The organism is Streptomyces sp. NRRL F-5755 (assembly GCF_001279365.1).
Classification (GTDB): domain Bacteria; phylum Actinomycetota; class Actinomycetes; order Streptomycetales; family Streptomycetaceae; genus Streptomyces; species Streptomyces rimosus.
This window is the reverse complement of sequence record NZ_LGCW01000092.1, coordinates 27,350-53,701: the sequence shown is the minus strand read 5'-3', so window position 1 is coordinate 53,701 and position 26,352 is coordinate 27,350. Positions and strand designations below refer to the sequence as shown.

Sequence of the window (26,352 nt, the reverse complement as noted above, 5' to 3'; positions counted from 1 at the left end):
GCCGTACGGCAGGAGGGGCTGGGCCGTAGGACGAAGTCTGGAGGACCGGCCCCGTGCACCGGTCAAGGCAGGCGCCACCCGATACGGGCAGCAAGTCGGCCACGGCGAACGGCCCGCCACCAGGCGCCGAAACCCCTCGGACGACGAACGGCCCCGCTCCCACGAGGGAACGGGGCCGTCGTACGGTGACGGTGACGTCAGGCCGAAGCCGGCGGGTACAGCGACCGCGGCAGCTGCGACGCAGCCGCCTCGTCCAGGAGCCACAGCGTGCGGCTGCGGCCGTACGCGCCCGCTGCCGGGGCCTGGATCTCTCCGGCGCCGGACAGGGCCATCGCCGCGGCCTTCGCCTTGTCCTCGCCCGCCGCGAGCAGCCAGACCTCGCGGGCCGCGCGGATCGCGGGCAGGGTCAGGGAGAGGCGGGTGGGCGGCGGCTTGGGGGCGCCGTGGACGGCGACGACCGTGCGCTCCGTCTCGCGTACGGCGGGCAGCTCCGGGAAGAGCGACGCGACGTGCGTGTCTGGGCCGACGCCCAGGAGGAGGACGTCGAAGGACGGCACGGGGCCGTGGTCCTCGGGACCCGCCGCCGCGGACAATTCGATCGCGTACGCCTCGGCCGCGGCGTCCGCGTCGTTGCCGTACGGGCCGTTGGACGGGGCCATCACATGCACCCGCGCCGGGTCCACCGGAACGCTGTCCAGCAGGGCCTCCCGGGCCTGCGTGTGGTTGCGCTCCGGGTCGCCGTCCGGCAGGAACCGCTCGTCGCCCCACCACAGGTCCAGCCGGCCCCAGTCCACCGCGTCCCGGGCGGGCGCCTCGGCGAGGGCCGCGAGCAGCCCGTTGCCGTTGCGGCCGCCCGTCAGGACGACGGAGGCCGAGCCGCGGGCCGCCTGCGCGTCCACGATCTTCGTGATCAGCCGGGCCGCCGCGGCCTTGGCCATCAGCTCCTTGTCCCGGTGGACGACGACCTGCGGCGCGCTCATTCGGAGGCCGCCTTCGAATCCGTCTTGGAGTCCGCCTTCTTGGAGGCGGACTTCTTGGCGGGAGCCTTGGCCTTGGGCTTGGTCTCCGCCCCCTCCGCCGCGTCAGCGGCACCCGCGTCCGCGGGTACGTCGGCGGACTCCGCCGCCCGCGCCGCCAGCGCCGTCTGCGCCCGCTCCGGCTCACCCAGCCGGTCCACGCCGTACTTCAGCGCGGAAGCGTACGTGTCGTCCGGGTCGAGCCGCCGCAGCTCCTCCGCCAGCAGCTCCGCCGTGTCGCGCCGCTTGAGCGCGACATTGCGGTCCGGCTGGCCCTGCATGGCGAGCGTGGCGAGCGAGCCGTCCGCGCGGTCGAGCGCGACCGGGCCGCAGTCCGTCTCCATGCGGACCGCCGTGAGGCCGGGGCCTGCCGAGAGCAGGCGCCGGACCGGTACGTTCAGCCGGTCGGCGAGCCACATGGCGAGCAGCTCGACGCTGGGGTTGAACTCCTCGCCCTCGACCTCGACCTCGGACACCTTGCACGGCAGCTGGTCGAGCGCCGCCGCCAGCATGGAGCGCCAGGGTGTGACGCGGGTCCAGGACAGGTCCGTGTCGCCGGGGGAGTACGCCTCGGCGCGCTCGGCCAGCTCACGGAGCGGGTTCTCGGCGGTGTACATGTCGGTGACGCGCCGCTGCGCGAGCGCGCCGAGCGGGTCACGGGCGGCGTCCACCGGCGCGTTGACCGGCCACCACACGACGACCGGCGCGTCCGGCAGCAGCAGCGGCAGCACCACGGACTGGGCGTGGTTGATGGCCTCGCCGTAGAGCCGCAGGACGACCGTTTCGCCGGTGCCGGCGTCCGCGCCGACGCGGACCTCGGCGTCCAGGCGCGCCTTGGCGCGGTCGCGGGGCGACCGGCTGACGCGCTTGATGACGACGAGGGTGCGCGAGGGGTGCTCGCGGGACGCCTCGTTGGCGGCCTTCAGGGCGTCGTAGGCGTTCTCCTCGTCGGTGACGATGACGAGGGTGAGCACCATGCCGATGGCGGGGGTGCCGATGGTACGACGGCCCTGGACCAGCGCCTTGTTGATTTTGCTGGCCGTGGTTTCCGTCAGATCGATCTTCATGGCCGACGCCAGCTCCGTCCGTCTCGTGCGAGCATTTCGTCCGCCTCGGCCGGTCCCCAGGTCCCGGCCGTGTACTGCGCGGGCTTGCCGTGCTGGTCCCAGTACGCCTCGATCGGGTCGAGAATCCGCCAGGACTGCTCGACCTCCTCGACGCGCGGGAAGAGGTTGGCGTCACCGAGCAGCACGTCCAGGATCAGGCGTTCGTACGCCTCCGGGCTGGACTCGGTGAAGGACTCGCCGTACGCGAAGTCCATCGAGACGTCCCGTACCTCCATGGAGGTGCCGGGCACCTTCGAGCCGAACCGCATGGTGACGCCCTCGTCCGGCTGGACGCGGATGACCAGGGCGTTCTGGCCCAGTTCTTCCGTGGCGGTGTGGTCGAAGGGGGAGTGCGGCGCGCGCTGGAAGACGACCGCGATCTCGGTGACGCGGCGGCCCAGGCGCTTGCCGGTGCGCAGGTAGAAGGGGACGCCCGCCCAGCGGCGGTTGTCGACCTCCAGCTTGACCGCGGCGTAGGTGTCGGTGCGGGAGTGGGGGTCGATGCCCTCTTCCTCCAGGTAGCCGACGACCTTCTCGCCGCCCTGCCAGCCGGCCGTGTACTGGGCGCGCACCGTCTCCTTGCCCAGGTCGGCGGGGAGCCGTACGGCACCGAGGACCTTGGTCTTCTCGGCGACCAGCGCGTCCGCGTCGAAGGAGGCGGGCTCCTCCATGGCGGTCAGCGCGAGCAGCTGGAGGAGGTGGTTCTGGATGACGTCACGGGCGGCGCCGATGCCGTCGTAGTAGCCTGCGCGGCCGCCGATGCCGATGTCCTCGGCCATCGTGATCTGCACGTGGTCGACGTAGGAGCGGTTCCACAGCGGCTCGAACAGCGTGTTCGCGAAGCGCAGCGCCAGGATGTTCTGGACCGTCTCCTTGCCGAGGTAGTGGTCGATCCGGAAGACCTCTTCCGGCGGGAAGACCTCGTGGACGATCCGGTTGAGCTCGCGGGCGCTCTCCAGGTCGTGGCCGAAGGGCTTCTCGATGACGGCGCGGCGCCAGGAGTCCTTGGTCTGGTCGGCGAGCCCGTGCTTCTTGAGCTGCTGGACGACCTTGGGGAAGAACTTGGGCGGTACGGACAGGTAGAAGGCGAAGTTGCCGCCGGTGCCCTGCGCCTTGTCGAGTTCCTCGATGGTCTTCTTGAGGGTCTCGAACGCCTCGTCGTCGTCGAAGTTGCCCTGGACGAACCGGCAGCCTTGGACGAGCTGCTGCCAGACCTCTTCGCGGAACGGCGTACGGGAGTGCTGCTTGACGGCCTCGTACACCTCCTGGGCGAAGTCCTGGTGCTCCCACTCGCGGCGGGCGAAGCCGATGAGGGAGAAGCCCGGCGGCAGCAGCCCGCGATTCGCCAGGTCGTAGACGGCAGGCATCAGCTTTTTACGGGACAAATCGCCCGTGACGCCGAAGATGACCAGGCCCGACGGCCCCGCGATACGCGGGAGCCGTCGGTCCGCGGCGTCACGCAGCGGATTGCTGCTGGACAAAGTGGGTCAGCCCTCCGAAGGAGCGAGGCGCTTGAGCTCCGCCTCAGTGGACTTGAGCAGGTCGTTCCAGGACGCCTCGAACTTCTCGACGCCCTCGTCCTCCAGCACCTGCACGATGTCGTCGTACGAGATGCCGAGCTTCGCCAGCGCGTCGAGGTCGGCGCGGGCCTGCTCGTAGGTGCCGCGCACCTTGTCGCCGGTGATCTCGCCGTGGTCGCCGGTGGCCTCCAGGGTGGCCTCGGGCATGGTGTTGACCGTGTTCGGCGCGACCAGTTCCTCGACGTACATGGTGTCCTTGAGGGACGGGTCCTTGACGCCGGTCGAGGCCCACAGCGGACGCTGCTTGTTGGCGTGCGCCTTCTCCAGCGCGTTCCAGCGGTCCGAGGAGAAGACCTCCTCGTACGCCTGGTAGGCCAGCCGCGCGTTGGCGACGGCGGCCTTGCCCTTGAGGGCCTTGGCCTCGTCGGTGCCGATCGCGTCCAGGCGCTTGTCGGCCTCGGTGTCCACGCGGGAGACGAAGAAGGACGCCACCGACTGGATCTTGGACAGGTCCAGGCCCGCCGCCTTGGCCTTCTCCAGGCCCTCCAGGTAGGCGTCCATGACCGCGCGGTAGCGCTCCAGCGAGAAGATCAGCGTGACGTTGACGCTGATGCCCCGGGCGATCGTCTCGGTGATCGCCGGCAGGCCCGCCTTGGTGGCCGGGATCTTGATGAGCGCGTTGGGGCGGTCCACCAGCCAGGCCAGCTGCTTGGCCTCGGCGACGGTGGCGCGGGTGTTGTGGGCCAGGCGGGGGTCGACCTCGATGGAGACCCGGCCGTCCTGGCCGTCGGTGGCGTCGAAGACCGGACGCAGGATGTCGGCGGCGTCCCGCACGTCCGACGTCGTGATCATCCGGATGGCTTCCTCGACGGTCACCTTGCGGGCGGCCAGGTCGGTGAGCTGGGTGTCGTAGCCGTCACCCTGCGAGATGGCCTTCTGGAAGATCGACGGGTTGGTGGTGACACCGACGACGTGCTGCTGGTCGATCAGCTCGGCCAGGTTGCCGGACGTGATCCGCTTGCGGGACAGGTCGTCCAGCCAGATCGCGACGCCTTCGTCGGAGAGGCGCTTGAGTGCGTCTGTCATGGGGTTTGCATCTCCTACTAGATGGTGTACGGGCGTCAGCGCGTGGCCGCTGCGAGGGATTCCCGGGCCGCCGTGGCGACCGCGTCGGCGGTGAAGCCGAACTCGTGGAAGAGGGTCTTGGCGTCCGCCGAGGCACCGAAGTGCTCCAGCGAGACGATCCGGCCCTGCGGACCCACGTAGCGGTGCCAGGTCAGACCGATGCCGGCCTCGACCGCGACCCGGGCCTTGACCGTCGGCAGCAGCACGCTGTCGCGGTACCCCTGGTCCTGCTCCTCGAACCACTCGACGGACGGCATCGAGACGACGCGCGTCGGGATGCCCTCGGCCTGCAGCGCCTCGCGCGCCTCGACGGCGAGCTGCACCTCGGAGCCGGTGCCGATCAGGATGACCTGCGGCTCGCCGCCCTCGGCCTCGAACAGCACGTAGCCGCCCTTGGCCGCGGCCGGGTTCGTCTCGTACGTCGGTACGCCCTGGCGGGTGAGCGCGAGGGCGTGCGGCGCCGGCTTGCTCTGGTGGCGGCGCAGGATCTCGGCCCAGGCGGTGGCGGTCTCGTTGGCGTCGGCCGGGCGCACGATGTTCAGGCCCGGGATGGCGCGCAGCGCGGCCAGGTGCTCGACCGGCTGGTGGGTCGGGCCGTCCTCGCCGAGGCCGATGGAGTCGTGGGTCCACACGTACGTCACGGGCAGCTGCATGAGCGCGGCGAGGCGGACGGCGGGGCGCATGTAGTCGGAGAACACCAGGAAGGTGCCGCCGTAGATGCGGGTGTTGCCGTGCAGCGCGATGCCGTTCATGGTCGAGCCCATGGCGTGCTCACGGATGCCGTAGTGCACCGTGCGGCCGTACGGGCTCGCCTCCGGGAGCGGGTTGCCCTCCGGCAGGAACGAGGAGTTCTTGTCGATGGTGGTGTTGTTCGAGCCGGCGAGGTCGGCGGAGCCGCCCCACAGCTCGGGCACGACCGCGCCGAGCGCCTGGAGGATCTTGCCGGAGGCCGCGCGGGTGGCGACGCCCTTGCCGGTCTCGAAGGCGGGCAGCGCCTTCTCCCAGCCGTCCGGCAGCTCGCCCGCCTGGATGCGGTCGAACAGGGCGGCGCGCTCAGGGTTGGCGGCGCGCCAGGCGGCGAGCTGCTTGTCCCACTCGGCGTGCGCCTCGCTGCCGCGCTTCCAGGCGGCGCGGGTGTGCTCGATGACCTCGTCGGAGACCTCGAAGGACTTCTCCGGGTCGAAGCCCAGCACCTTCTTGGTGGCCGCGACCTCTTCGTCGCCCAGCGCGGAGCCGTGCGCGGCCTCGGTGTTCTGGGCGTTCGGGGCGGGCCAGGCGATGATCGAGCGGGCCGCGATGAAGGAGGGACGCTCGGTCTCCTCCTGGGCGGCCTTGAGGGCCTTGGCCAGGCCGACCGGGTCGAGGTCGCCGCTGGGCAGCTGCTCGACGCGCTGGACGTGCCAGCCGTACGCCTCGTAGCGCTTGATCGTGTCCTCGGAGATGGCGGTCTCGGTGTCGCCCTCGATGGAGATGTGGTTGTCGTCCCACAGCATCACGAGGTTGCCGAGCTTCTGGTGGCCGGCGAGCGAGGACGCCTCGGCCGACACGCCCTCCTGGAGGCAGCCGTCACCGGCGATGACCCAGATGGTGTGGTCGAAGGGCGAGGTGCCGGGGGCCGCGTCCGGGTCGAACAGGCCGCGCTCGTAGCGGGCGGCCATGGCCATGCCCACCGCGTTGGCGACACCCTGGCCGAGCGGTCCCGTGGTGGTCTCCACGCCGACCGTGTGGCCGTACTCCGGGTGGCCCGGGGTCTTGGAGCCCCAGGTGCGGAAGGACTTCAGGTCGTCCAGCTCCAGGCCGTAGCCGGCCAGGTAGAGCTGGATGTACAGGGTCAGGCTGGAGTGGCCGGCGGACAGCACGAACCGGTCGCGGCCGGTCCACTTGGCGTCCGCCGGGTCGTGCTTCATCAGCTTCTGGAAGAGGACGTAGGCGGCCGGCGCGAGGCTCATGGCGGTACCCGGATGGCCGTTACCGACCTTCTGCACGGAATCCATGGCCAGGACGCGAACGGTATCGACGGCCCGCTGGTCCAGATCGGTCCACTCGAAATCTGTGGTGGTCGGCTTGGTGCTCACCCTGAGTCAGGGCTCCTCTCCACATGTCGAATGCCGGGGACGGTATGTCCACCCGGCGCTGTCGAGCCTACCCCCGCATGTACGCGCGTCTTTTCGACGGAGCGTCGACGGCTCGTCATGATGAAACCAGTCGCCTAGAGCAACCAAATCCATGCGCCGGATATTCCCGCCCCGGGCGGGGCGGCCACCTCTCCAGACTGCCGGGCGGTGCCCGCCTTCGCCTCCTGAACGGCGTGAACGGCGGCGGAACGCGGAGGGCCGGACGCCGGAGAAGAGGAACCGCGGCGCGCGGCGGAACGGCGGCGTGCGGCGCGTGACGCGCGCGAGGGGCGGCGGGCGATGCGGCCCGGGCGGCCCCGGGACCGGCCTCAACACGACCCCACCCCCGCGAAGGCCGTCGTATGGCCAACGTCTAAAGTGGCGTGGTACGCGCAAGCCTTTACCGGGTCTTCACGGCCGGGAACGCTTGCTGGCCTTATCTTCGCGGCGCGAGTCGCTGATGTTACTTCCAGGGGTGTGCGTGACGGCCGTCGAATCCCGTCCTGCAGGGGTCCTAGCCCAGGGCCCGCAGGGTTCAGGTCACCGTCCGTTCGGGGCCCGTGTCAAGGCGTTCGTGGCACTGACCAAGCCGCGGGTCATCGAGCTGCTGCTCATGACGACGGTTCCGGTGATGTTCCTGGCGGCCGGTGGCGTCCCCGACCTGGGCCTGGTGCTGGCCACCTGCATCGGCGGCTATCTCTCCGCCGGCGGTGCCGCCGCGTTCAACATGTACATCGACCGCGACATCGATGCCCTGATGGACCGCACCTCGCAGCGGCCCCTGGTCACCGGCATGGTCTCGCCCCGGGAGTGCCTGGTCTTCGCGAGCGCGCTGGCCGTCGGCTCCACCGCGTGGTTCTGGTTCCTGGTCAACCCGCTCTCGGCGATGCTCTCGCTCGGCGCGCTGCTCTTCTATGTCGTCGTCTACACGATGATCCTCAAGCGGCGGACCGCCCAGAACATCGTCTGGGGCGGCATCGCGGGCTGTATGCCGGTCTTCATCGGCTGGTCCGCGGTCACCAACACCGTCTCCTGGGCCTCGGCCATCCTCTTCCTCGTCATCTTCTTCTGGACGCCGCCGCACTACTGGCCGCTGTCCATGAAGGCCAAGGACGACTACGAGCGGGTCGGCGTGCCGATGCTGCCGGTCGTCGCCGGGAACAAGGCCGTGGCCCGCCAGATCGTCGCGTACAGCTGGGTGATGGTGCTGGTCTCCCTGCTGCTCCAGCCGCTGGGCTACACGGGCTGGTTCTACACCGCGGTGGCGGTGCTGTGCGGCGGCTTCTGGCTCATCGAGGCGCACGCCCTCCAGTCCCGCGCCAAGGCCGGGATCACCGGGCCGAAGCTGAAGGAGATGCGGCTGTTCCACTGGTCGATCACCTATGTCTCGCTGCTGTTCGTCGCGCTGGCCGTGGACCCGTTCCTGCGGTAGCCGCGCGCTGCGCCCGCAGCGTCCCGAGGGCCCGTCACGACACGTTCGTGGCGGGCCCCCGTCGTAGGCCGGGCGGCTCTTCCCCCGCTGATTACCGGCGGGTAGCATCCTGTCCATGGCAGACACCAAGCAGGCGGACGAGCAGCGGGAAGACCAGGAGACCGGGGGCCGGTCCAAGCGGGACGAGCGGCGCACGGCCGCGCTGGCCAAGGCCGTCCGCGCCTTCGCCGCCGCGCACGGCGGCGGCGCCGGGGCCCAGCTCGCCCACATCGGCCGCGGCCGCGTCCGCATCGCGCTGGTCGGCGCGGACGGCCAGTGGGGCAACCTGGTCGCCGACTCCCAGGACATCGCGCGGGGCGCGGTCGAGCGGGCGGGGGCCGAGCTGCACGAGGACTTCGACGGCGAGTTCGCGGCCAAGGTGCGCACCGGGCCGTACGAATGGTCGCGGATGGCGGGCATCCAGGTGGGCGGTCCGGCCAACGCGTAGGCATGAACCGCTGTACGGCCCCGTCGAACGGCCCCGCGGCCCGACGGGCCCGCTACCTGACGACCGCGTCGTCCGTTGAGCCCACCAGGGGCGGCGTCCGTGCCGCGCCGGGTGGGCTCTCGGCGCCGCGAGCGCCTTCGGCTTCGGCGGCTTCGGCGAGGAGGGGCGGATGGACCGACTGCCACCGCTCGTGGACCAGTACAGCCACGGCGCGCTCCACGGGGACCTGGGGCTCGGCGCCTTCGAGGCGCACCTCGCCGCGGCCTGCGGCGGCCACGGCCCGGCACCGGCCGGCACCACTTTCTTCGACAGCTGGACCGGCCTCGGCGTACGCCGCTGGTGCCCGCCGCTGCTCGGCCTGGAGGCCCACTGCCCGCCCGCCCGCTACCTCGCCCGCAGGCGGGAGCTGGGCGCCTTCCGCGCGACCCGTCTGCTGCTGCGCGGCTCCGGCATCGGTACGTTCCTGCTGGCGGCCGGGGCGCCCAGCGAGCTGACCTCGGCCGCCGAACTGGCTGCCGCGGCGGAGGCCGGTGCCCACGAGGTCATCCGGCTCGAACCGCTCGCCGAACAGATCGCCGACACCTCCGGCAGCGTCGACTCCTTCATCGGCTACACCGCCGAGGCGGTCTACGCGGCCACCCAGGACGCCACCGCCTTCGCCTCCGCCGCGGCCTTCTGCGAGGGCCGCGCCCCGGAGGCGGGCGAGGTGCGGCGCGCCGCCGACCGGTGGCTGTGCGACCGCAGGCCGGGGGAGCGGCTCACCGACCCGACGCTGCTGCGGCACCTGCTGTGGAGCGCGGTGGCCACCAGCGTCCCCGTACAGCTGCACTGCACCGATCCGCAGCCGCTGACGGGCTTCCTGCGGGCCACCGCCGGTCTCGGTACGGACGTGGTGCTGCTGCCCCGGCCGCCGCACCACGCGCGGGCGGCGGAGCTGGCGGCGGTGCACCCGCACGTCTATGCGGACGCCGGTCCGTACCCCGGGGAAACGCTCGCCCGCGCCCCGTTCGGCAAGCTGCTGTTCTCCACGGGCGCGCGGGCGCTGCCCGAGCTGTACGTGACGGGCGCGCGGTTCTTCGTACGGGCCGTGGAGCGGGTCGTACGGGAGTGGACCGAGGAGGGCATGTGCGCGCCCGCGGACGCGCGGCGGATCACCGCGATGATCGCGTCCGGGACGGCGCGCCGGGTCTACCGGCTGGAGGCCCCGGCGGCGGGCTGAGGCGCGGCGGCGCCGGCCTCGGCGGGGGCGGGAACCTCGGCCTTGGGCCCGGAGGGCTCGCCCTCCCCGGCGGGCACCGGCCCCCGGTCGCGCAGCGCGAGGTGGATGCGCAGCACGCAGATCCACACCAGCGTCGAGACCAGCATGTGCAGGCCGACGACGATCTCCGGCAGGCCCACGAAGTACTGGACGTAGCCGATGACGCCCTGGACGGCGATGCAGCCGAACAGCTCCAGGACCATCCGGCGCGGCGCGGCCGGTGCCTTGACGGCCCGCAGCGTGAACCACAGGGCCACGGACAGCCCGACGACGATGTAGACGAAGTCGACGTGCAGCTGGGTGATCTCGCGCCAGTCCACCGGGATGCGGTGGACCTTCTTGGCGTCGCCCGCGTGCGGGCCCGCGCCGGTGACGACCGTACCGAGGACGGTGAGCGCGCCGGTCGCCAGGACCAGCAGCCCGGACAGCTGGCGCACCGGCCGGGAGACCAGGTCGCGCGGCGCCTCGTCGCCCTCGGCGGCGCGCCGCCAGGCCAGCACGGAGACCGTGAGCAGGGCGGTGGTGAGCAGGAAGTGCGCGGCCACGAGGTACGGGTTCAGGCCGGTCAGGACGACGATGCCGCCCCAGACCGCGTTGCCCATGACCACCCAGAACATCGCCCAGCCGAGGCGGGTGAGCGAGCGGCGGCGGGGCGCGCGGGCGCGGGCCGCGATGATGAAGACGCCGATGAACGCGCACAGCACGTACGTCAGCAGTCGGTTGCCGAACTCGATGAGGCCGTTGATGCCCATCGCGGCGGTGGGTGTCAGGCTGTCCGGCGTGCACTTGGGCCAGGTCGAGCAGCCCAGGCCGGACTGGGTGAGCCGGACGGCGCCGCCCGTCACGACGATCACGACGGACATCACGACGGTGGCCAGCGCGGCGCGCCGGACGAAGGCGGCGCTGGGCTGCCAACGGCGCGCGATCAGCTCAAAGGGGTTCCACGTGTTCGGCACGCAGCCATGGTAGGCCGCGGCTTGTGCAAAGTTTCACGAGGGGGTGGGCAACGCGCGGGCCGTTCGGGTCACCGCAGCTCACGGCTACTCCCAGCGGAAGAACTTCGCCGCCGCGCCCAGCCCCAGCACCGCCCACACGGCGAGGATGCCCAGGTCGCCCCAGGGCAGCCCGGCGCCGTGCTGGAGGACGTCCCGCAGGCCGTCCGAGAGCGCGGAGATCGGCAGCAGCCCGAGCACCGACTGCGCCGCGTCCGGGAACTTGTCCAGCGGCACGATCACTCCGCCGCCGACCAGCAGCAGCAGAAAGACGAGATTGGCCGCCGCCAGCGTCGCCTCCGCCTTGAGCGTGCCCGCCATCAGCAGGCCGAGGCCGGAGAACGCCGCCGTACCGAGGACGAGCAGCAGCACCACGGACAGCGGGTTGCCGTGCGGGGACCAGCCCAGCGCGAACGCGATCACCGTCAGCAGCACGACCTGGAGAATCTCGGTCACCAGCACCGAGCACGTCTTGGCCGTCATCAGCGCCCAGCGGGGCAGCGGCGAGGCGGCCAGCCGCTTCAGGACCCCGTACCGGCGCTCGAAACCGGTCGCGATGGCCTGCCCGGTGAAGGCGGTGGACAGCACGGCGAGGGCCAGGATGCCCGGCGCCAGGAAGTCGACCGCCTTGCCCGCGCCCGTGTCCACGATGTCCACGGCGGAGAACAGGACCAGCAGCAGCGTCGGGATGACGACGGTCAGCAGCAGCTGCTCACCGTTGCGCAGCAGCATCTTCGTTTCGAGGAGGGCCTGCGCGCGGATCATCCGGCCCAGCGGCGCCGCGCCGGGCCGGGGGGCGAAGGTGCCCGGGGCGCCGGCCGCGCCGCCCCGGTCCGTCGTGCCGGTGGCGGTCATCAGCGCAGCTCCTTGCCGGTCAGTTCGAGGAAGACGTCCTCCAGGGTGTGCCGCTCGACGGCTATGGCGTTCGGCATGACGCCGTGCTGCGCGCACCAGGAGGCCACGGTCGCCAGCAGCTGCGGGTCGACCTTCCCGCTCACCCGGTACGTGCCGGGCGTCAGCTCGGCCGCCGCGCTGTCCGCGGGCAGCGCCTTGAGCAGCGTCGCCAGGTCGAGGCCGGGCCGGCCGGTGAAGCGCAGGGTGTTCTCGGCGCCGCCCGCGCACAGCTCCTCCGGGCTGCCCTGGGCGATCACCCGGCCGCCGTCGATGATCGCCACATCGTCGGCCAGCTGCTCGGCCTCGTCCATGAAGTGGGTGGTCAGCACGGTGCTCACGCCGTCGGCGCGCAGCTCCCGTACGAGGTCCCAGGTGGCGTGCCGGGCCTGCGGGTCCAGACCGGCCGTCGGCTCGTCGAGGAAGACCAGCTCGGGGCGGCCGACCACGGCCATGGCCAGCGCGAGCCGCTGCTGCTGCCCGCCGGACAGCCGCCGGTAGCTCGTACGGCCGCAGCTGCCCAGGCCCAGCCGGTCCATGAGCAGATCGACGTCGACGGGGTGGGCGTGCAGGCTCGCGGTGTGCCGCAGCATCTCCTCGGCGCGGGCGCCCGCGTAGACGCCGCCGGACTGGAGCATCACGCCGATACGGGGGCGCAGCGCCGCGGCGTCGGCGACCGGGTCCAGGCCCAGGACGCGGACCGTGCCCGCGTCGGGACGGCGGTAGCCCTCGCAGATCTCGACGGTGGTCGTCTTTCCGGCGCCGTTGGGCCCGAGGACGGCGGTCACCGAGCCCGCCTCGACCCGGAGATCGAGGCCGTCCACCGCGGTCTTGTTCCCGTACCGCTTGACCAGGCCGGTGATCTCTACGGCGGGCGGACGGCCGGGGGCCCGGGGGGTGTCCCCGGAGGAGGCGCTGCGCATGACCGGAAGTCTACGAAGCGCGGGGGTGCGCGCAGGAGCGGGGGCGAAAAGGTCCGACCAAGGAGGTATTCCCCCGGGCGGCGGAGGTGGGGTGTCCTGTGCGGGGCGTAGATCATCGGCATCGGGGCGGGGAGGGGGCGGGCAGCCGCCCGAGGACCGTGTGTGACCATGAATCCGCAGGTCAGCGGCTGTTCCACCGAGTCCGTACGGTCATCAGACACCCCCGCCGATTAGGTAACCCTTAGTGATCGAGGCCACCTGTCCGTGATCCGGTCGAGGGTTGTATCGGCCTGAGGAATTACGCAACAATGGCGTTGTGAAATACGCGAGCGAGGACCAGGAAGGCACCGCGGCCCGGCCGGCCGGCGGGCCGGACCGCCCCGCGCCCGCGAGGGCCGCGCGGTCCGCCCCCGGCGCCGCGCCGTCCCACGACGAACAGCGGGGCACGCGCAACCGTGTCGCGCGCTCCATTCTCGATCACGGTCCGTCCACCGCGGCCGAGCTGGCCCTCCGGCTGGAGCTGACCCAGGCGGCCGTCCGCCGCCACCTCGACGCCCTCGTCGCGGAGAACGTCGTCGAGCCCCGCGAGAAGCGCGTCTACGGCGCCCGCACCCGCGGCCGCCCCGCCAAGGTCTTCGCCCTCACCGACTGCGGCCGGGACGCCTTCGACCAGTCCTACGACCAGCTCGCGGCCGATGCGCTGCGCTGGATCGCGGAGAGCGCGGGCGGCGGCGAGCTGGGCGAGGCCGCCATCGCGGCGTTCGCCCGCGCCCGCTTCGCGGCCCTCGCCGAGAGCTACCGGCACGCCGTCGAGGCCGCCGCCCCCGAGGGGCGTACGAAGGCACTCGCCGAGGCATTGACCGCGGACGGGTACGCTGCTACGGCACGCAGCGCGCCCAGTCATCAGCTAGGTGAGCAGCTCTGCCAGCACCACTGCCCGGTCGCCCACGTCGCCGAGCAGTTCCCGCAGCTGTGCGAGGCGGAGACCGAGGTCTTCTCCCGCCTGCTGGGGACCCATGTGCAACGCCTTGCCACCATCGCCCACGGCGACGGTGTCTGCACGACCTTCGTCCCGAAGGGCCGACAAAGCGCCGGCAAGGCCGCCCACCGCACCACCAAGACCACCACAGCTTCTGCAAGCACGGCCGGGAGGAACCCCGCATGACTCTCCCCACGGAGACTGCTCACCCCGAGCTCGAGGGCCTGGGCACGTACGAGTACGGCTGGGCCGACTCCGACGTGGCCGGCGCCTCTGCCAAGCGCGGCCTGTCCGAGGACGTCGTCCGCGACATCTCGGCGAAGAAGAACGAGCCCGAGTGGATGCTCAAGCTCCGCCTCAAGGGCCTCAAGCTCTTCGGCAAGAAGCCCATGCCGAACTGGGGCTCGGACCTCTCGGGCATCGACTTCGACAACATCAAGTACTTCGTGCGCTCCACGGAGCAGCAGGCCGCCTCCTGGGAGGACCTGCCCGAGGACATCAAGAACACCTACGACAAGCTGGGCATCCCCGAGGCGGAGAAGCAGCGGCTGGTCGCCGGTGTCGCGGCGCAGTACGAGTCCGAGGTCGTCTACCACCAGATCCGCGAGGACCTGGAGCAGCAGGGCGTCATCTTCCTGGACACCGACACCGCGCTCAAGGAGCACCCGGAGCTCTTCAAGGAGTACTTCGGCACGGTGATCCCGGCCGGCGACAACAAGTTCGCCTCGCTGAACACCGCGGTCTGGTCCGGCGGCTCGTTCATCTACGTCCCCAAGGGCGTGCACGTGGACATCCCGCTCCAGGCGTACTTCCGCATCAACACCGAGAACATGGGCCAGTTCGAGCGGACGCTGATCATCGTCGACGAGGACGCCTACGTCCACTACGTCGAGGGCTGCACCGCCCCGATCTACAAGTCCGACTCGCTGCACTCCGCGGTCGTCGAGATCATCGTGAAGAAGGGCGGCCGCTGCCGCTACACGACGATCCAGAACTGGTCGAACAACGTCTACAACCTGGTCACCAAGCGCGCCGTCGCCTACGAGGGCGCGACCATGGAGTGGGTCGACGGCAACATCGGCTCCAAGGTGACCATGAAGTACCCGGCCGTCTACCTGATGGGCGAGCACGCCAAGGGCGAGACCCTGTCCATCGCCTTCGCGGGCGAGGGCCAGCACCAGGACGCGGGCGCCAAGATGGTCCACATGGCCCCGCACACCTCGTCCAACATCGTCTCGAAGTCGGTGGCGCGGGCCGGCGGCCGCACGTCCTATCGCGGTCTGATCGAGATCGGCGAGGGTGCCGAGGGCTCCAAGTCCAACGTGCTCTGTGACGCCCTGCTCGTCGACACGATCTCCCGCTCGGACACCTACCCGTACGTGGACGTCCGCGAGGACGACGTGACCATGGGCCACGAGGCGACCGTCTCCAAGGTCAGCGACGACCAGCTCTTCTACCTGATGGCGCGCGGCCTGTCCGAGGACGAGGCGATGGCGATGATCGTGCGCGGCTTCGTGGAGCCGATCGCCCGCGAGCTGCCCATGGAGTACGCGCTGGAGCTGAACCGGCTGATCGAGCTGCAGATGGAAGGCGCGGTCGGCTGACGGCCGCAGCGGGCAGCTACTGATTTCTCACGAGGAAGAGAGCACGACGACAGCCATGGCTGAGGCTCAGACAATCCCGGCGGGTTCGACAACCACCGGTTCGATCGCGGTGGCCGCGGAGTCCACCGTCGCCACCCGGATGAGCGCCCCGCCGTCCTACGACGTGGCGGACTTCCCGGTGCCGCACGGCCGCGAGGAGGAGTGGCGCTTCACGCCCCTCGCGCGCCTGAAGGGCCTGCACGACGGCACCGCCGTCGCCTCGGGCGCCGACCTGAAGGTGGACATCACCGCGCCCGAGGGCGTCACCCACGAACTGGTCGAGCGCGACGACCCGCGCGTCGGCAAGGCCGGCAAGCCCGTCGACCGGGTCGCCGCCCAGGCGTACAGCTCCTTCGAGAAGGCGTCGGTCGTCACGGTGCCCAAGGAGACCGTGCTCACCGAGCCGATCCGCATCGCCGTGCACGGCGAGGGCGGCACCGCCTTCGGCCACCAGGTCATCGAGCTGGGCGCGTTCGCCGAGGCCGTCGTCGTGATGGACCACACCGGCGACGCCACGCTCGCCGCCAACGTCGACTACATCATCGGCGACGGCGCCAAGCTGACCGTCGTCTCGGTGCAGGACTGGGACGATTCCGCCGTCCACGTCGCCCAGCACAACGCGCTGGTCGGCCGGGACGCCGGCTTCAAGTCCGTGGTCGTCACCTTCGGCGGCGACCTGGTCCGGCTGCACCCGCGCGTCACGTACGGTGCGCCCGGCGGCGAGGCCGAGTTCTACGGCCTGTACTTCACCGACAACGGCCAGCACCAGGAGCACCGCCTCTTCGTCGACCACGAGGCGCAGAACTGCCGCTCCAACGTCGTCTACAAGGGCGCCCTCCAGGGCCAGGACGCGCACGCCGTCTGGATCGGCGACGTGCTCATCCGCGCCGCCGCCACCGGCACGGACACCTACGAGCTCAACCGCAACCTGGTGCTGACCGACGGCGCCCGGGTGGACTCGGTGCCCAACCTGGAGATCGAGACCGGCGAGATCGTCGGCGCGGGCCACGCCTCGGCGACCGGCCGCTTCGACGACGAGCAGCTGTTCTACCTGATGGCCCGCGGCATCCCGGCCGACGAGGCCCGCCGCCTGGTCGTCCGCGGCTTCTTCGCCGAACTCGTCCAGCAGATCGGTCTGCCGGACGTGGAAGAGCGCCTGATCGCCAAGATCGAGGCCGAGCTGGAAGCGTCCGTGGCATGACCGCCGCCTACGTGCGCGCCTGCGGGCTGGCCGAACTGGAGGAGGACAGCCCCAAGCGCGTCGAGATCGACGGCGTGCCGGTCTCCCTCGTCCGTACCGAGGGCGAGGTGTTCGCGATCAACGACATCTGCTCGCACGCGAACGTCTCCCTGTCCGAGGGCGAGGTGGAGGACTGCTCCATCGAGTGCTGGCTGCACGGCTCCAGCTTCGACCTGCGCACCGGCAAGCCCTCCGGCCTGCCCGCGACGCAGCCCGTCCCCGTATACCCCGTAAAGATCGAAGGAGAGGGCCCGGACGCTTCCGTGCTCGTCTCCGTCACCCAGGAGTCCTGAGTCCCCATGGCAACGCTTGAGATCCACGACCTGCACGTCTCCGTCGAAGCCGAGAACGGCTCGCGCGAGATCCTGAAGGGCGTCGACCTGACCGTGAAGCAGGGCGAGACGCACGCCATCATGGGCCCCAACGGCTCCGGCAAGTCCACCCTCGCCTACTCGCTGGCGGGTCACCCCAAGTACACGATCACCGGCGGCACCGTCACCCTCGACGGCGAGGACGTCCTGGAAATGTCCGTCGACGAGCGCGCCCGCGCCGGCGTCTTCCTCGCCATGCAGTACCCGGTCGAGGTGCCCGGCGTCTCCGTCTCCAACTTCCTGCGCACCTCCGCCACCGCCATCCGCGGCGAGGCCCCCAAGCTGCGTACCTGGGTCAAGGAGGTCAAGGAGGCCATGGAGCGGCTGTCCATGGACCCGGCCTTCGCCGAGCGCAACGTCAACGAGGGCTTCTCCGGCGGTGAGAAGAAGCGCCACGAGATCCTCCAGCTGGAGCTGCTCAAGCCGAAGATCGCGATCCTCGACGAGACCGACTCCGGTCTGGACGTCGACGCGCTGCGGATCGTCTCCGAGGGCGTCAACCGTGTCCGTGAGTCCGGCGACGTGGGCACCCTGCTGATCACCCACTACACCCGGATTCTCCGTTACATCAAGCCCGACCACGTGCATGTCTTCGCCAACGGCCGGATCGCCGAGTCCGGCGGCCCGGAGCTGGCGGACAAGCTGGAGGCCGAGGGCTACGAGGCGTACGTGAAGGGTGGCGCAACCGCGTGACAAAGCTGCCGGGCCTCCTCGACACAGAGGCGATCCGCAAGGACTTCCCCATCCTGGACCGACAGATCCACGACGGGAAGAAGCTCGTGTATCTGGACAACGCGGCGACCTCGCAGAAGCCCCGCCAGGTCCTCGACGCGCTGAACGCCTACTACGAGCGCTACAACGCCAACGTCCACCGCGGTGTGCACGTGCTCGCCGAGGAGGCCACGGCGCTGTACGAGGGCGCGCGCGACAAGGTCGCCGCGTTCATCAACGCGCCGAGCCGCGACGAGGTGATCTTCACCAAGAACGCCTCGGAGTCGCTCAACCTCGTCGCGAACATGCTCGGCTGGGCGGACGAGCCGTACCGCGTCGACCAGGACACCGAGATCGTCATCACGGAGATGGAGCACCACTCCAACATCGTTCCGTGGCAGCTGCTCTCGCAGCGCACCGGCGCGAAGCTGAAGTGGTTCGGGCTGACCGACGACGGCCGGCTCGACCTGGACACGATCGACGAGGTCATCACCGACCGTACGAAGATCGTCTCCTTCACGCTGGTCTCCAACCTGATGGGCACCGTCAACCCGGTCGAGGCGATCATCCGCCGCGCCCAGGAGGTCGGCGCGCTGGTCTGCATCGACGCCTCGCAGGCCGCCCCGCACATGCCGCTGGACGTGCAGGCGCTGCAGGCCGACTTCGTGGCCTTCACCGGCCACAAGATGTGCGGCCCGACGGGCATCGGCGTCCTGTGGGGCCGCCAGGAACTCCTGGAGGACCTGCCCCCGTTCCTCGGCGGCGGCGAAATGATCGAGACGGTGTCCATGCACTCCTCGACCTACGCCCCCGCGCCGCACAAGTTCGAGGCGGGCACGCCCCCGATCGCGCAGGCCGTCGGCCTCGGCGCGGCCGTGGACTACCTCACCTCGATCGGCATGGAGAACATCGCCGCGCACGAGCACGCCATGACGGAGTACGCCGTCCGGCGGCTGCTGGAGGTCCCCGACCTGCGCATCATCGGCCCCTCCACGGCCGAGGACCGCGGCGCGACGATCTCCTTCACGCTCGGTGACATCCACCCGCACGACGTGGGCCAGGTGCTGGACGAACAGGGCATCGCGGTCCGGGTCGGCCACCACTGCGCGCGGCCGGTGTGCCTGCGCTACGGAATTCCCGCGACCACGCGAGCGTCTTTCTACCTGTACTCCACTCCGGCCGAGGTCGACGCCCTGGTCGAGGGGCTGGAGCACGTCCGCAACTTCTTCGGATGAGGACGAGGACTGACTGAGCCGTGAAGCTGGATTCCATGTACCAGGACGTCATCCTGGACCACTACAAGCACCCCCATGGGCGCGGTCTGCGGGACGGCGACGCCGAGGTGCACCACGTCAACCCGACCTGCGGTGACGAGATCACCCTGCGCGTGCGGCTCAACGGTGCGACCGTGGAAGACGTGTCGTACGAGGGCCAGGGCTGCTCCATCAGCCAGGCCAGCGCGTCCGTGCTCAACGACCTGCTGGTCGGCAAGGAGCTGGGCGAGGCGCAGAAGATCCAGGAGACCTTCCTGGAGCTGATGCAGTCCCGCGGCCAGCTGGAGCCGGACGACGCCATGGAGGAGGTGCTGGAGGACGCGGTGGCGTTCGCCGGCGTCTCGAAGTACCCCGCCCGCGTCAAGTGCGCCCTGCTGAGCTGGATGGCTTGGAAGGACGCCACCGCCAAGGCCCTCTCCGAGGAGGCGAAGACCGCATGACCGAGAACGCAGTGACCACGAAGCCGGCCTCGGAGGAAGAGGTCCGCGAGGCCCTGTACGACGTCGTCGACCCCGAGCTGGGCATCGACGTCGTCAACCTGGGCCTGATCTACGGCATCCACGTGGACGACGCCAACATCGCCACCGTCGACATGACGCTCACCTCGGCGGCCTGCCCGCTGACCGACGTCATCGAGGACCAGGCGCGGTCCGCCACGGACGGCATCGTCAGCGAACTCAAGATCAACTGGGTCTGGATGCCGCCGTGGGGCCCGGACAAGATCACGGACGAGGGCCGCGAGCAGCTGCGCGCCCTGGGGTTCAACGTCTGACCGACCCCCTGACACGGCCATGCCCGCCAGGCACACTGGCGGGCATGGCCGTTTCGCTGTACCAACTCGCCGTCGACGCCCATGACCTCAAAGGACTCGCCACCTTCTGGGCCCGCGTCCTGGACTGGCGCATCCTGCACGAGGACGACGAAGAGGTGATCATCGCCGCCGACGAGAACGCCCTCCCCGGAATCACCTTCCTGTCCGTCCCCGAGGCGAAGGCGGGCAAGAACCGCCTGCACATCGACCTCGCTCCGGACGACCAGACGGCCGAGGTCGAGCGGATCATCGGGCTCGGGGCGCGGCGGGTGGACGTGGGGCAGGGGGACGACGTGTCGTGGGTGGTCCTGGCGGACCCGGAGGGCAACGAATTCTGCGTGCTGAGGCCGAAGAAGTCGTTGCTGGACTGAGGGGGAACCCGGCGGGGCCCGTACGGGAGTGATCGTCGGGCCCGGCTTTACGTACGGTCGTACGCAACGTTGTGTACGCTCGTACATATGGTGTACGTGACGCTTGCCGGGGCGATCCTCTCCGAGATCCTCGCGACGACCGCGATGAAGTACAGCGACGGGTTCAGCAGGCTGTGGCCCTCGCTCGGGACCGCGCTGGGGTACGTCGTCGCGTTCGTGCTGCTCGCGAAGACGCTGAAGACCATGGACGTCGGGACGGCGTACGCGATCTGGTCCGGGGCGGGGACGGCTGTCGTGGCGGCGATCGGGATGGTGTTCCTCGGGGAGGCGGCGACCGCCGCGCGGATCATCGGGGTGCTGCTCGTGATCGCGGGCGTTGTCGTGCTGAATCTGGGCGGAGCGCACTGATGCCCCGCCGTTACGACCCCGACCGGCGGCAGCGGATCATCGACGCGGCGATCCGGGTGGTGGCCGGGCGGGGCATCGCCGGGCTCGGCCACCGCGCGGTGGCCGCCGAGGCGGACGTACCGCTCGGCTCGACCACGTACCACTTCGCCTCGCTGGACGATCTGCTGATCGCGGCGCTGCGGCAGGTCAACGGGGAGTGGCTGGCCGGGATCGAGGCGTGGGTGCGGGGCGTGGATCCGGACGTGCCGCTCGCGGACGAGCTGACGCGGCTGGTCGAGGAGTCGCTGGGCGGGGACCGGTCGCGGGTGGAGCTGGAGTACGAGCTGTACCTCGCGGCCCTGCGGCACGAGGCGGTGCGGCCGCTCGCGGCCGAATGCCTCGACACGATGGCCGAGCTGCTGCGGCGGCGGACCGGTGACGCGGGGACCGCGCGGGCGCTGGTCGGACTGATCGACGGGCTGATGCTGCAACATCTGCTGACGGGGCGGGAGTTCGACCGCGCGGAGGTGCGGGACGCGGTGGCGCGGGTGATCGGCTGAGGGGGCTCCGGTGGTCGCTCGGTGAGCGTTCGGCGGTCGCCCGGTCATCCATCCTTTATCGCTCAACTTGTGACATGTGTCCGCCCCCGTGTAGATCTTGATCGTTATTGATCACGTGGGGGGCCTTGCGGCGTTCTGTGCCTGCTGCCGCCCAGCGGCACGAGGCGAGAGAACCACACGTGAAGAGGAAGCCCCAGGGCCCGGGCAAGCAGGCGGACGGCACCGAGGACTGGTTCACCGGACCCGCCTGGCGGGACCGGGACGGACGGGGCGCGCGGCGGCGCAAGCGGATACGTATCGGCGCCGCGGTGATCGTCGCGGCCGGGGCGGCGGTGCTGGTCCTGAACCCGGGGGACATCCGCTCGAAGCTCCCCGGCCGGCTCGGCGGTGACACCACGGCCGCCGCGCCGCTGCCGCCGGAGACCGCCGCCCCCGGCGCGGCGCCCGCCGACGAGGCGTTTCCCGCCACCCCGACCCTGGCGGCGCCCTTCGCGGGCTCGCCCGCCGTACGGTACGCGGACGGCGCGGCGGGCATCGTCCTGCCGGACGCCAGGCCGGTGGGACGGCTGTCGAAGGACGAGGTGGCGGACGTCCTGCGGAAGGTCAGGGAACTCCTCACCGACGCCAACCTGAACCCGCGCACGCTGCGCGGCGAGCGGCCCACCGCGGCGCTGGACCTGATCGATCCGTTCCAGACGGACGTACGGGAAGACGTGGCGAAGGGGCTCGCGAAGCCGGACCGGGACCACGATCCGCTGCGGCTGTTCACCCGGTTCGACCCGCACGAGGTGCGGCTCGTCGGTGACGTCGTCAAGACGCGGGGGCGGATCACGTTCAAGGAGGGCCGGGACGGCGCGCTGGCCGTCCACACCGACCACACCTTCGTCTACCCGGTCGTGCGGGCCGCGCCGGGCGCCTCCGAGGTGACCCGTACGGTGGTCCGCCGGGTGGTGGACGTCGAGATCAACGACCCCGCCCGCTTCCGGGTGACGCCGGGCAAGCTGGCCCTGACCGGCTACGACTCCGACTTCGGGAACAACGCTTGCGCGGTGTACGACGGCTTCCTGCACCCGCAGTTCCCGGACAGCCGGGCGGCGGCCGAGGCGTCCGGCCCGGCCACCGACCCGTACGACCGGAGCAAGGAACTGCGCGACGAGAAGGCAGGCGCTTGCGGCACGGTGAGCCGCATCTAGGGCCGCGGGCGGGCGGCACGACCGGTTCCCGGGCCCGGCCGGCGTCCCGCCTCCCGGACCGGTTCGCCTGGGCAGCCCCCCTCCGGTTAGGTTTTCGGCATGACCGATGCTGCTACCTCCTCCGCTTCCTCACGTACGACCGGCGCCGTCGCCGCCGGGCTCGCCACCGTCACCACCGACGGCACCGTCCTCGACACCTGGTTCCCCGCGCCGGAGCTGGTGGCCGAGCCCGGCCCCGCCGGGACCGAGCGGCTGACCGCCGAGCGCGCCGCCGAACTGCTCGGCGAGGCCGCGCCGAAGGCGGTCGGTCCCGACCCGCGCCGCGGTGTCGAGGTCGTGGCCGTCCGTACGGTCATCTCCTCGCTGGACGACAAGCCGCTGGACGCGCACGACGTGTACCTGCGCCTGCACCTGCTCAGCCACCGGCTGGTCAAGCCGCACGGCCAGAGCCTGGAGGGCATGTTCGGGCTGCTGGCGAACGTCGCCTGGACCTCGCTGGGCCCGGTGGCCGTCGACCAGCTGGAGACCGCGCGCCTGAACGCCCGCGCCGAGGGCCTGCACCTCCAGGTCACCAGTGTCGACAAGTTCCCGCGGATGACGGACTACGTCGCCCCGGCCGGCGTGCGGATCGCCGACGCCGACCGGGTGCGTTTGGGCGCCCACCTCGCCGCGGGCACCACCGTGATGCACGAGGGCTTCGTCAACTTCAACGCCGGCACGCTCGGCACCTCGATGATCGAGGGCCGGATCTCCGCGGGCGTCGTCATCGGCGACGGCTCGGACATCGGCGGCGGCGCCTCCACCATGGGCACCCTCTCCGGCGGCGGCAAGCAGATCATCTCGATCGGCGAGCGCTGCCTGCTCGGCGCGGAGTCCGGCATCGGTATCGCGCTGGGCGACGAGTGCGTGGTCGAGGCGGGCCTGTACGTGACCGCGGGCACCCGCGTCACCATGCCCGACGGCCAGGTCGTCAAGGCCGCCGAACTCTCCGGCGCCGACAACATCCTCTTCCGCCGCAACTCCACCACCGGCGTCGTCGAGGCCCGCCCGAACAAGGCCACCTGGGGCGGGTTGAACGAGGTGCTGCACAGCCACAACTGAGGCGCGCTGCCGCACCAGGAACCTGCGTGACACCGTGGCCCGGCGGGGGAGCCCCGCCGGGCCACATCCATGCCCGGCGCACGCTGTGGCCGGTATCGGACCGTGCCAACCCGGCTGTTCCTGGGCACCATGGCGGGACGATGTCCATCGGAGTCCGGGGAGTCCGGCGGCGAGGGCTCGAACGGACCGGTCCGTACCGGGAGGCGTCATGAGGCTGGGCAAAGCGCTTGCTGTCGGTGTCGCGGAGGACGTGGAGGCCGTGACGAGCGCCGAAGGGGGCGTGGCGGTGCCCGAGACGGTCGCGGAGTGCGAGGTTCCGGAGCCGGTGTCCGTCGAAGTTCCGGAGCGGCATCCGGTTCCCGCCGGGCGATGAGGCTGCGGCTGCCGGAGGAGCGTCCCGCCGCGCCGCCCGAGGGGTACAAGCTCGCCCATGCCGTGCTCTCCCACGACGGCGAGCGGGCCGGGTTCGCCGGGGTCTCGCTCGGCGGTGCGCTTCCGTACGGGTTCTTCGACGAGGCGCGCTGTGTGTACGGCAGGCGCCACCGCTGCCCCGCCCTGCGCTGCGACTGCGGTTTCTACTGTGTGCACACCTTCGATCAGGCGCTGGCCCTGGCATGCGCCGGCCAGTACCGCAAGGCGGTGCTGCTGGAGGTCACGGTTCTCGGCGCGTACATCCGCTTCGAGCGCGGCATGCGGTACGAGCGGCAGCGGGTGCGGGTGGCGCGGGTCGGCGCGTGTGCGTGCGGCGGGGTGCCGTGCGCGTTCGCGGACGCGGGGTGGGGGCGTACCGGGTGGCGGGTGCTGACGGCCGTCTGCGCGGGGTGCGCGGCCCGGCGCGGGCGTACGGCGTTCGCGGCCTGGACGGCGGTGAGCTTCCCGGAGTTCGTACGGCGCGGGGGCGGGCCGCTGCGGATCGTCGCGGGCGGTGATCCGGAGGCCGGGGCGGAGCCCGTCGGGGAGCGGCCGGCGTCCGAGGCCCGTACCGTCCCCGAGCTGGCCGCCGAGGCGACCCTGATGCAGGCCCGGCTGGACTGGCTGCAACGCCAGCTGGCCCGGTTCACCGGCAAGGACGGCGCGGACCGCACCTCGTAACCGTATCCGTACAGTACGGAGACGGACACTTGCCACCGGCCGGTTACGCTGACCGGCATGCGCGATCTTGTGGCGGGAACGGGGTACCTGGGGAAGGGGCAACGCTGGGTTGCCCGGCACGGCAGGTGGTGGGGGTTCGGGCTGATCCCGGCGCTCATCACCCTGGTGCTGTACGCGGCGGCGCTGGGCGCGCTCGCCTTCTACGCGGGCGACCTCGCGGCCTGGGCGACGCCCTTCGCCGACGGCTGGGGCTCGCCCTGGCAGGGGCTGCTGCGCGGGCTGTTCGTCGCGCTGCTCTTCGCGGGCGGGCTGCTGCTGTCCGTACTGACCTTCACCGCCGTCACGCTGCTGGTCGGCGACCCCTTCTACGAGGCGCTGGCGGAGCAGGTCGAGGAGTCCGAGGGCGGCGGCCCGCCCGGTCCTGACCTGCCGCTGTGGCGGGAGCTGTGGATCTCGCTCAAGGACAGTGTGCACGTCCTGGTGCGCGCCGCCGGTTTCGGTGTGCTCTTCTTCCTGCTGGGCTTTCTGCCGGTGGTCGGACAGACCGTGGTGCCCGCGATCGGCTTCTGCGTCTCCGGTTTCTTCCTCACGGTGGAGCTGACCTCGGTGGCGATGCAGCGGCGCGGCATTCCCGTACGGGAGCGGCTGCGGATGCTGCGCGGCCGCAAGGGGCTCGCGGTCGGGTTCGGTACGCCGCTGGTGCTGGCGTTCCTGGTGCCGTTCGTGGCCGTGTTCCTGATGCCGGGCGCGGTGGCCGGGGCGACGCTGCTCGTCCGCGACCTCACCGATGACGGCGGGCAAGCGGAGGAAGAGGATCCGCAGGTGGCGGACGGGGCTACCGCTGGGCAGCCTTCAGCGCCGCCATCAGCTCGCTGGTGACCTCCGGCCCGGCCGCCAGCAGGGGCGCGCGGACCGGTCCCGCGGGCAGCCCGAGCGCGTTCAGCAGCGCCTTCGCCGTGACCGCGCCGGGGTGCCCGGCGTCCATCATCGCCTCGATGAGCGGGACGAGGCGGAGGTAGCGGCGCGTGGCCTCCGCCGGGTCGCCGGCGTCGTACGCGTCGAGGACCGCCCGTACCTCCCGGGGCGCGGCGTTGGCGACCGTGCTGACGCAGCCGACGGCGCCGATCGCCCGCAGCGGGAGGGTCTGCTCGTCGCAGCCCGCGTAGTACGCGAGATCGGTCGTGGCCAGCACCTTCGCGGTCTTCATGAGGTCGTACGCGCAGTCCTTGACGCCCCGGATGCGCGGATGTTCCGCGAGGCGCAGCAGGGTGTCGGCGGCCAGCGCGGTGCCGGTGCGCCCGGGGATGTCGTAGAGCATCACGGGCAGGCCGGTGGCGTCCGCGATCGTGCGCAGGTGGTGTGCGGCGGCTTCCTGGCCCGGGCGCGAGTACGGCGGAGGGAGCACCAACAGGCCGTGCGCGCCTGCCCGTTCGGCGGCGCGGGCCAGTTCGGTGCCGTGCCGGGTGTCGCCGGTGCCGACCCCGGCGGTGATCCGCGCCCGGTCGCCGACCGCCCCGACGACGGTCCGCACCAGGGCTTCCTTCTCGGCGTCGGTGGTGGTCGGCGACTCGCCGGTGGTGCCGCTGAGGACGATGCCGTCGCAGCCCTCGGCGACGAGGTGCGCGGCCAGGCGCCGGGCGCCGTCGAGGTCCGGCGTGCCGTCGGCGCGGAACGGGGTGACCATGGCGACGGCGGTGCGGCCGAAGGGCGGTGGCGACGGGACGCTGCTCGTTGAGGTCATGGAGCGGAGTCTGT

General features: G+C 71.3%; 28 protein-coding genes. 19 read left to right on the top strand and 9 right to left on the bottom strand.

What is annotated here, in order from left to right; genetic code table 11:
• Positions 1–197: 197 nt before the first annotated feature.
• From pgl to tkt, 5 genes are read right to left on the bottom strand one after another with little or no spacing between them, the layout of a single operon-like run.
• Positions 198–980, bottom strand: a complete 783-nt coding sequence (pgl, locus tag ADK86_RS12135) for a 6-phosphogluconolactonase (RefSeq protein ID WP_030372275.1) — start codon at positions 978–980, stop codon at positions 198–200.
• A complete protein-coding gene (opcA, locus tag ADK86_RS12130) occupies positions 977–2,083 on the bottom strand; it encodes a glucose-6-phosphate dehydrogenase assembly protein OpcA (RefSeq protein ID WP_053696596.1) in 1,107 nt (368 codons plus the stop codon). Before opcA ends, pgl begins: the two co-directional genes overlap by 4 nt.
• The gene (gene zwf, locus ADK86_RS12125) at positions 2,080–3,603 is read right to left on the bottom strand and encodes a glucose-6-phosphate dehydrogenase (protein WP_053696595.1); all 1,524 of its coding nucleotides are present in this window, start codon (positions 3,601–3,603) and stop codon (positions 2,080–2,082) included. The genes opcA and zwf overlap by 4 nt, the downstream gene beginning before the upstream one ends.
• A gap of 6 nt (positions 3,604–3,609) precedes the next feature.
• Positions 3,610–4,728, bottom strand: a complete 1,119-nt coding sequence (gene tal / locus ADK86_RS12120) for a transaldolase (RefSeq protein WP_053696594.1) — start codon at positions 4,726–4,728, stop codon at positions 3,610–3,612.
• Positions 4,729–4,763: 35 nt separating this feature from the next.
• Positions 4,764–6,842 (bottom strand): transketolase, encoded by a 2,079-nt coding sequence (gene tkt, locus ADK86_RS12115; protein WP_053696593.1) that lies wholly within the window; start codon positions 6,840–6,842, stop codon positions 4,764–4,766.
• Positions 6,843–7,362: 520 nt separating this feature from the next.
• Between tkt and ADK86_RS12110 the strand changes: the two genes are divergently transcribed.
• From ADK86_RS12110 to ADK86_RS12100, 3 genes are all read left to right on the top strand, one after another.
• Entirely contained in the window at positions 7,363–8,313 is a 951-nt protein-coding gene (locus tag ADK86_RS12110) for a heme o synthase (RefSeq protein ID WP_030597922.1), read from the top strand.
• 115 nt (positions 8,314–8,428) lie between these two features.
• Complete coding sequence (locus ADK86_RS12105; RefSeq protein WP_030597923.1) at positions 8,429–8,800, top strand: hypothetical protein; 372 nt, start codon at positions 8,429–8,431, stop codon at positions 8,798–8,800.
• A 169-nt stretch (positions 8,801–8,969) separates the two neighbouring features.
• Positions 8,970–10,019 (top strand): amidohydrolase, encoded by a 1,050-nt coding sequence (locus tag ADK86_RS12100; RefSeq protein ID WP_053696592.1) that lies wholly within the window; start codon positions 8,970–8,972, stop codon positions 10,017–10,019.
• Here ADK86_RS12100 and ADK86_RS12095 read toward each other — a convergent pair.
• The 3 genes from ADK86_RS12095 to ADK86_RS12085 all read right to left on the bottom strand — a co-directional run bounded on the left by ADK86_RS12095 (position 9,989) and on the right by ADK86_RS12085 (position 12,864).
• Positions 9,989–11,014 (bottom strand): COX15/CtaA family protein, encoded by a 1,026-nt coding sequence (locus ADK86_RS12095; protein ID WP_053696591.1) that lies wholly within the window; start codon positions 11,012–11,014, stop codon positions 9,989–9,991. The two genes, ADK86_RS12100 and ADK86_RS12095, sit on opposite strands and share 31 nt — an antisense overlap.
• An 84-nt stretch (positions 11,015–11,098) precedes the next feature.
• Positions 11,099–11,905 carry an ABC transporter permease gene (locus ADK86_RS12090; RefSeq protein ID WP_053696590.1) on the bottom strand — a complete coding sequence of 269 codons (807 nt, stop codon included), beginning with the start codon at positions 11,903–11,905 and terminating at the stop codon, positions 11,099–11,101.
• On the bottom strand, positions 11,905–12,864 hold the full coding sequence (locus ADK86_RS12085; RefSeq protein WP_030597930.1) for an ABC transporter ATP-binding protein: 960 nt from the start codon (positions 12,862–12,864) through the stop codon (positions 11,905–11,907). Before ADK86_RS12085 ends, ADK86_RS12090 begins: the two co-directional genes overlap by 1 nt.
• 316 nt (positions 12,865–13,180) lie before the next feature.
• On the opposite strand from ADK86_RS12085, the gene ADK86_RS12080 reads away from it, so the two are divergent.
• The 16 genes from ADK86_RS12080 (at position 13,181) to ADK86_RS12010 (ending at position 25,476) form a co-directional block, all read left to right on the top strand.
• Positions 13,181–14,029, top strand: coding sequence for a helix-turn-helix transcriptional regulator (locus ADK86_RS12080; protein WP_030180591.1), 849 nt, complete (start codon positions 13,181–13,183; stop codon positions 14,027–14,029).
• Positions 14,026–15,447: a Fe-S cluster assembly protein SufB gene (gene sufB / locus ADK86_RS12075; RefSeq protein ID WP_003983955.1), complete on the top strand. Its 1,422-nt coding sequence runs from the start codon at positions 14,026–14,028 to the stop codon at positions 15,445–15,447. Before ADK86_RS12080 ends, sufB begins: the two co-directional genes overlap by 4 nt.
• Positions 15,448–15,502: 55 nt before the next feature.
• Positions 15,503–16,687, top strand: a complete 1,185-nt coding sequence (sufD, locus tag ADK86_RS12070; protein ID WP_053696589.1) for a Fe-S cluster assembly protein SufD — start codon at positions 15,503–15,505, stop codon at positions 16,685–16,687.
• Complete coding sequence (locus ADK86_RS12065; RefSeq protein ID WP_003983957.1) at positions 16,684–17,019, top strand: non-heme iron oxygenase ferredoxin subunit; 336 nt, start codon at positions 16,684–16,686, stop codon at positions 17,017–17,019. Before sufD ends, ADK86_RS12065 begins: the two co-directional genes overlap by 4 nt.
• A 6-nt stretch (positions 17,020–17,025) precedes the next feature.
• Positions 17,026–17,790 carry a Fe-S cluster assembly ATPase SufC gene (gene sufC / locus ADK86_RS12060; protein WP_003983958.1) on the top strand — a complete coding sequence of 255 codons (765 nt, stop codon included), beginning with the start codon at positions 17,026–17,028 and terminating at the stop codon, positions 17,788–17,790.
• A complete protein-coding gene (locus ADK86_RS12055; RefSeq protein WP_053696588.1) occupies positions 17,787–19,043 on the top strand; it encodes a cysteine desulfurase in 1,257 nt (418 codons plus the stop codon). Before sufC ends, ADK86_RS12055 begins: the two co-directional genes overlap by 4 nt.
• 20 nt (positions 19,044–19,063) lie before the next feature.
• Positions 19,064–19,522 carry a Fe-S cluster assembly sulfur transfer protein SufU gene (gene sufU / locus ADK86_RS12050; RefSeq protein WP_003983960.1) on the top strand — a complete coding sequence of 153 codons (459 nt, stop codon included), beginning with the start codon at positions 19,064–19,066 and terminating at the stop codon, positions 19,520–19,522.
• Positions 19,519–19,854, top strand: coding sequence for a metal-sulfur cluster assembly factor (locus ADK86_RS12045; protein WP_003983961.1), 336 nt, complete (start codon positions 19,519–19,521; stop codon positions 19,852–19,854). Before sufU ends, ADK86_RS12045 begins: the two co-directional genes overlap by 4 nt.
• Positions 19,855–19,898: 44 nt before the next feature.
• Entirely contained in the window at positions 19,899–20,264 is a 366-nt protein-coding gene (locus ADK86_RS12040) for a VOC family protein (RefSeq protein WP_030597939.1), read from the top strand.
• A gap of 87 nt (positions 20,265–20,351) precedes the next feature.
• Complete coding sequence (locus ADK86_RS12035) at positions 20,352–20,672, top strand: DMT family transporter (protein ID WP_053696587.1); 321 nt, start codon at positions 20,352–20,354, stop codon at positions 20,670–20,672.
• Positions 20,672–21,211: a TetR/AcrR family transcriptional regulator gene (locus ADK86_RS12030; protein ID WP_053696586.1), complete on the top strand. Its 540-nt coding sequence runs from the start codon at positions 20,672–20,674 to the stop codon at positions 21,209–21,211. Before ADK86_RS12035 ends, ADK86_RS12030 begins: the two co-directional genes overlap by 1 nt.
• Positions 21,212–21,390: 179 nt before the next feature.
• Positions 21,391–22,404 carry a hypothetical protein gene (locus ADK86_RS12025; protein WP_053696585.1) on the top strand — a complete coding sequence of 338 codons (1,014 nt, stop codon included), beginning with the start codon at positions 21,391–21,393 and terminating at the stop codon, positions 22,402–22,404.
• A gap of 99 nt (positions 22,405–22,503) precedes the next feature.
• Positions 22,504–23,505: a 2,3,4,5-tetrahydropyridine-2,6-dicarboxylate N-succinyltransferase gene (gene dapD / locus ADK86_RS12020; RefSeq protein ID WP_030597948.1), complete on the top strand. Its 1,002-nt coding sequence runs from the start codon at positions 22,504–22,506 to the stop codon at positions 23,503–23,505.
• Between the two features lie 208 nt (positions 23,506–23,713).
• A complete protein-coding gene (locus ADK86_RS43085; protein ID WP_159393837.1) occupies positions 23,714–23,878 on the top strand; it encodes a hypothetical protein in 165 nt (54 codons plus the stop codon).
• Positions 23,875–24,597 carry a hypothetical protein gene (locus tag ADK86_RS12015; protein WP_053696584.1) on the top strand — a complete coding sequence of 241 codons (723 nt, stop codon included), beginning with the start codon at positions 23,875–23,877 and terminating at the stop codon, positions 24,595–24,597. The genes ADK86_RS43085 and ADK86_RS12015 overlap by 4 nt, the downstream gene beginning before the upstream one ends.
• Before the next feature lie 57 nt (positions 24,598–24,654).
• Entirely contained in the window at positions 24,655–25,476 is an 822-nt protein-coding gene (locus ADK86_RS12010) for an EI24 domain-containing protein (RefSeq protein WP_053696583.1), read from the top strand.
• Here ADK86_RS12010 and dapA read toward each other — a convergent pair.
• Positions 25,433–26,338, bottom strand: coding sequence for a 4-hydroxy-tetrahydrodipicolinate synthase (dapA, locus tag ADK86_RS12005; RefSeq protein ID WP_053696582.1), 906 nt, complete (start codon positions 26,336–26,338; stop codon positions 25,433–25,435). The genes ADK86_RS12010 and dapA overlap by 44 nt on opposite strands.
• Between the last annotated feature and the right edge of the window lie 14 nt (positions 26,339–26,352).

Coding starts and splice junctions, on each gene's coding strand:
- opcA (WP_053696596.1), bottom strand. CDS start 2,083: ATGAAGATCGATCTGACGGAAACCACGGCCAGCAAAATCAACAAGGCG.
- ADK86_RS12040 (WP_030597939.1), top strand. CDS start 19,899: ATGGCCGTTTCGCTGTACCAACTCGCCGTCGACGCCCATGACCTCAAA.
- ADK86_RS12045 (WP_003983961.1), top strand. CDS start 19,519: ATGACCGAGAACGCAGTGACCACGAAGCCGGCCTCGGAGGAAGAGGTC.
- dapA (WP_053696582.1), bottom strand. CDS start 26,338: ATGACCTCAACGAGCAGCGTCCCGTCGCCACCGCCCTTCGGCCGCACC.
- ADK86_RS12085 (WP_030597930.1), bottom strand. CDS start 12,864: ATGCGCAGCGCCTCCTCCGGGGACACCCCCCGGGCCCCCGGCCGTCCG.
- ADK86_RS12065 (WP_003983957.1), top strand. CDS start 16,684: ATGACCGCCGCCTACGTGCGCGCCTGCGGGCTGGCCGAACTGGAGGAG.
- sufD (WP_053696589.1), top strand. CDS start 15,503: ATGGCTGAGGCTCAGACAATCCCGGCGGGTTCGACAACCACCGGTTCG.
- pgl (WP_030372275.1), bottom strand. CDS start 980: ATGAGCGCGCCGCAGGTCGTCGTCCACCGGGACAAGGAGCTGATGGCC.
- tal (WP_053696594.1), bottom strand. CDS start 4,728: ATGACAGACGCACTCAAGCGCCTCTCCGACGAAGGCGTCGCGATCTGG.
- ADK86_RS12090 (WP_053696590.1), bottom strand. CDS start 11,905: ATGACCGCCACCGGCACGACGGACCGGGGCGGCGCGGCCGGCGCCCCG.
- sufB (WP_003983955.1), top strand. CDS start 14,026: ATGACTCTCCCCACGGAGACTGCTCACCCCGAGCTCGAGGGCCTGGGC.
- ADK86_RS12100 (WP_053696592.1), top strand. CDS start 8,970: ATGGACCGACTGCCACCGCTCGTGGACCAGTACAGCCACGGCGCGCTC.
- ADK86_RS12010 (WP_053696583.1), top strand. CDS start 24,655: ATGCGCGATCTTGTGGCGGGAACGGGGTACCTGGGGAAGGGGCAACGC.
- dapD (WP_030597948.1), top strand. CDS start 22,504: ATGACCGATGCTGCTACCTCCTCCGCTTCCTCACGTACGACCGGCGCC.
- ADK86_RS12030 (WP_053696586.1), top strand. CDS start 20,672: ATGCCCCGCCGTTACGACCCCGACCGGCGGCAGCGGATCATCGACGCG.
- ADK86_RS12035 (WP_053696587.1), top strand. CDS start 20,352: ATGGTGTACGTGACGCTTGCCGGGGCGATCCTCTCCGAGATCCTCGCG.
- sufC (WP_003983958.1), top strand. CDS start 17,026: ATGGCAACGCTTGAGATCCACGACCTGCACGTCTCCGTCGAAGCCGAG.
- ADK86_RS43085 (WP_159393837.1), top strand. CDS start 23,714: ATGAGGCTGGGCAAAGCGCTTGCTGTCGGTGTCGCGGAGGACGTGGAG.
- ADK86_RS12015 (WP_053696584.1), top strand. CDS start 23,875: ATGAGGCTGCGGCTGCCGGAGGAGCGTCCCGCCGCGCCGCCCGAGGGG.
- ADK86_RS12105 (WP_030597923.1), top strand. CDS start 8,429: ATGGCAGACACCAAGCAGGCGGACGAGCAGCGGGAAGACCAGGAGACC.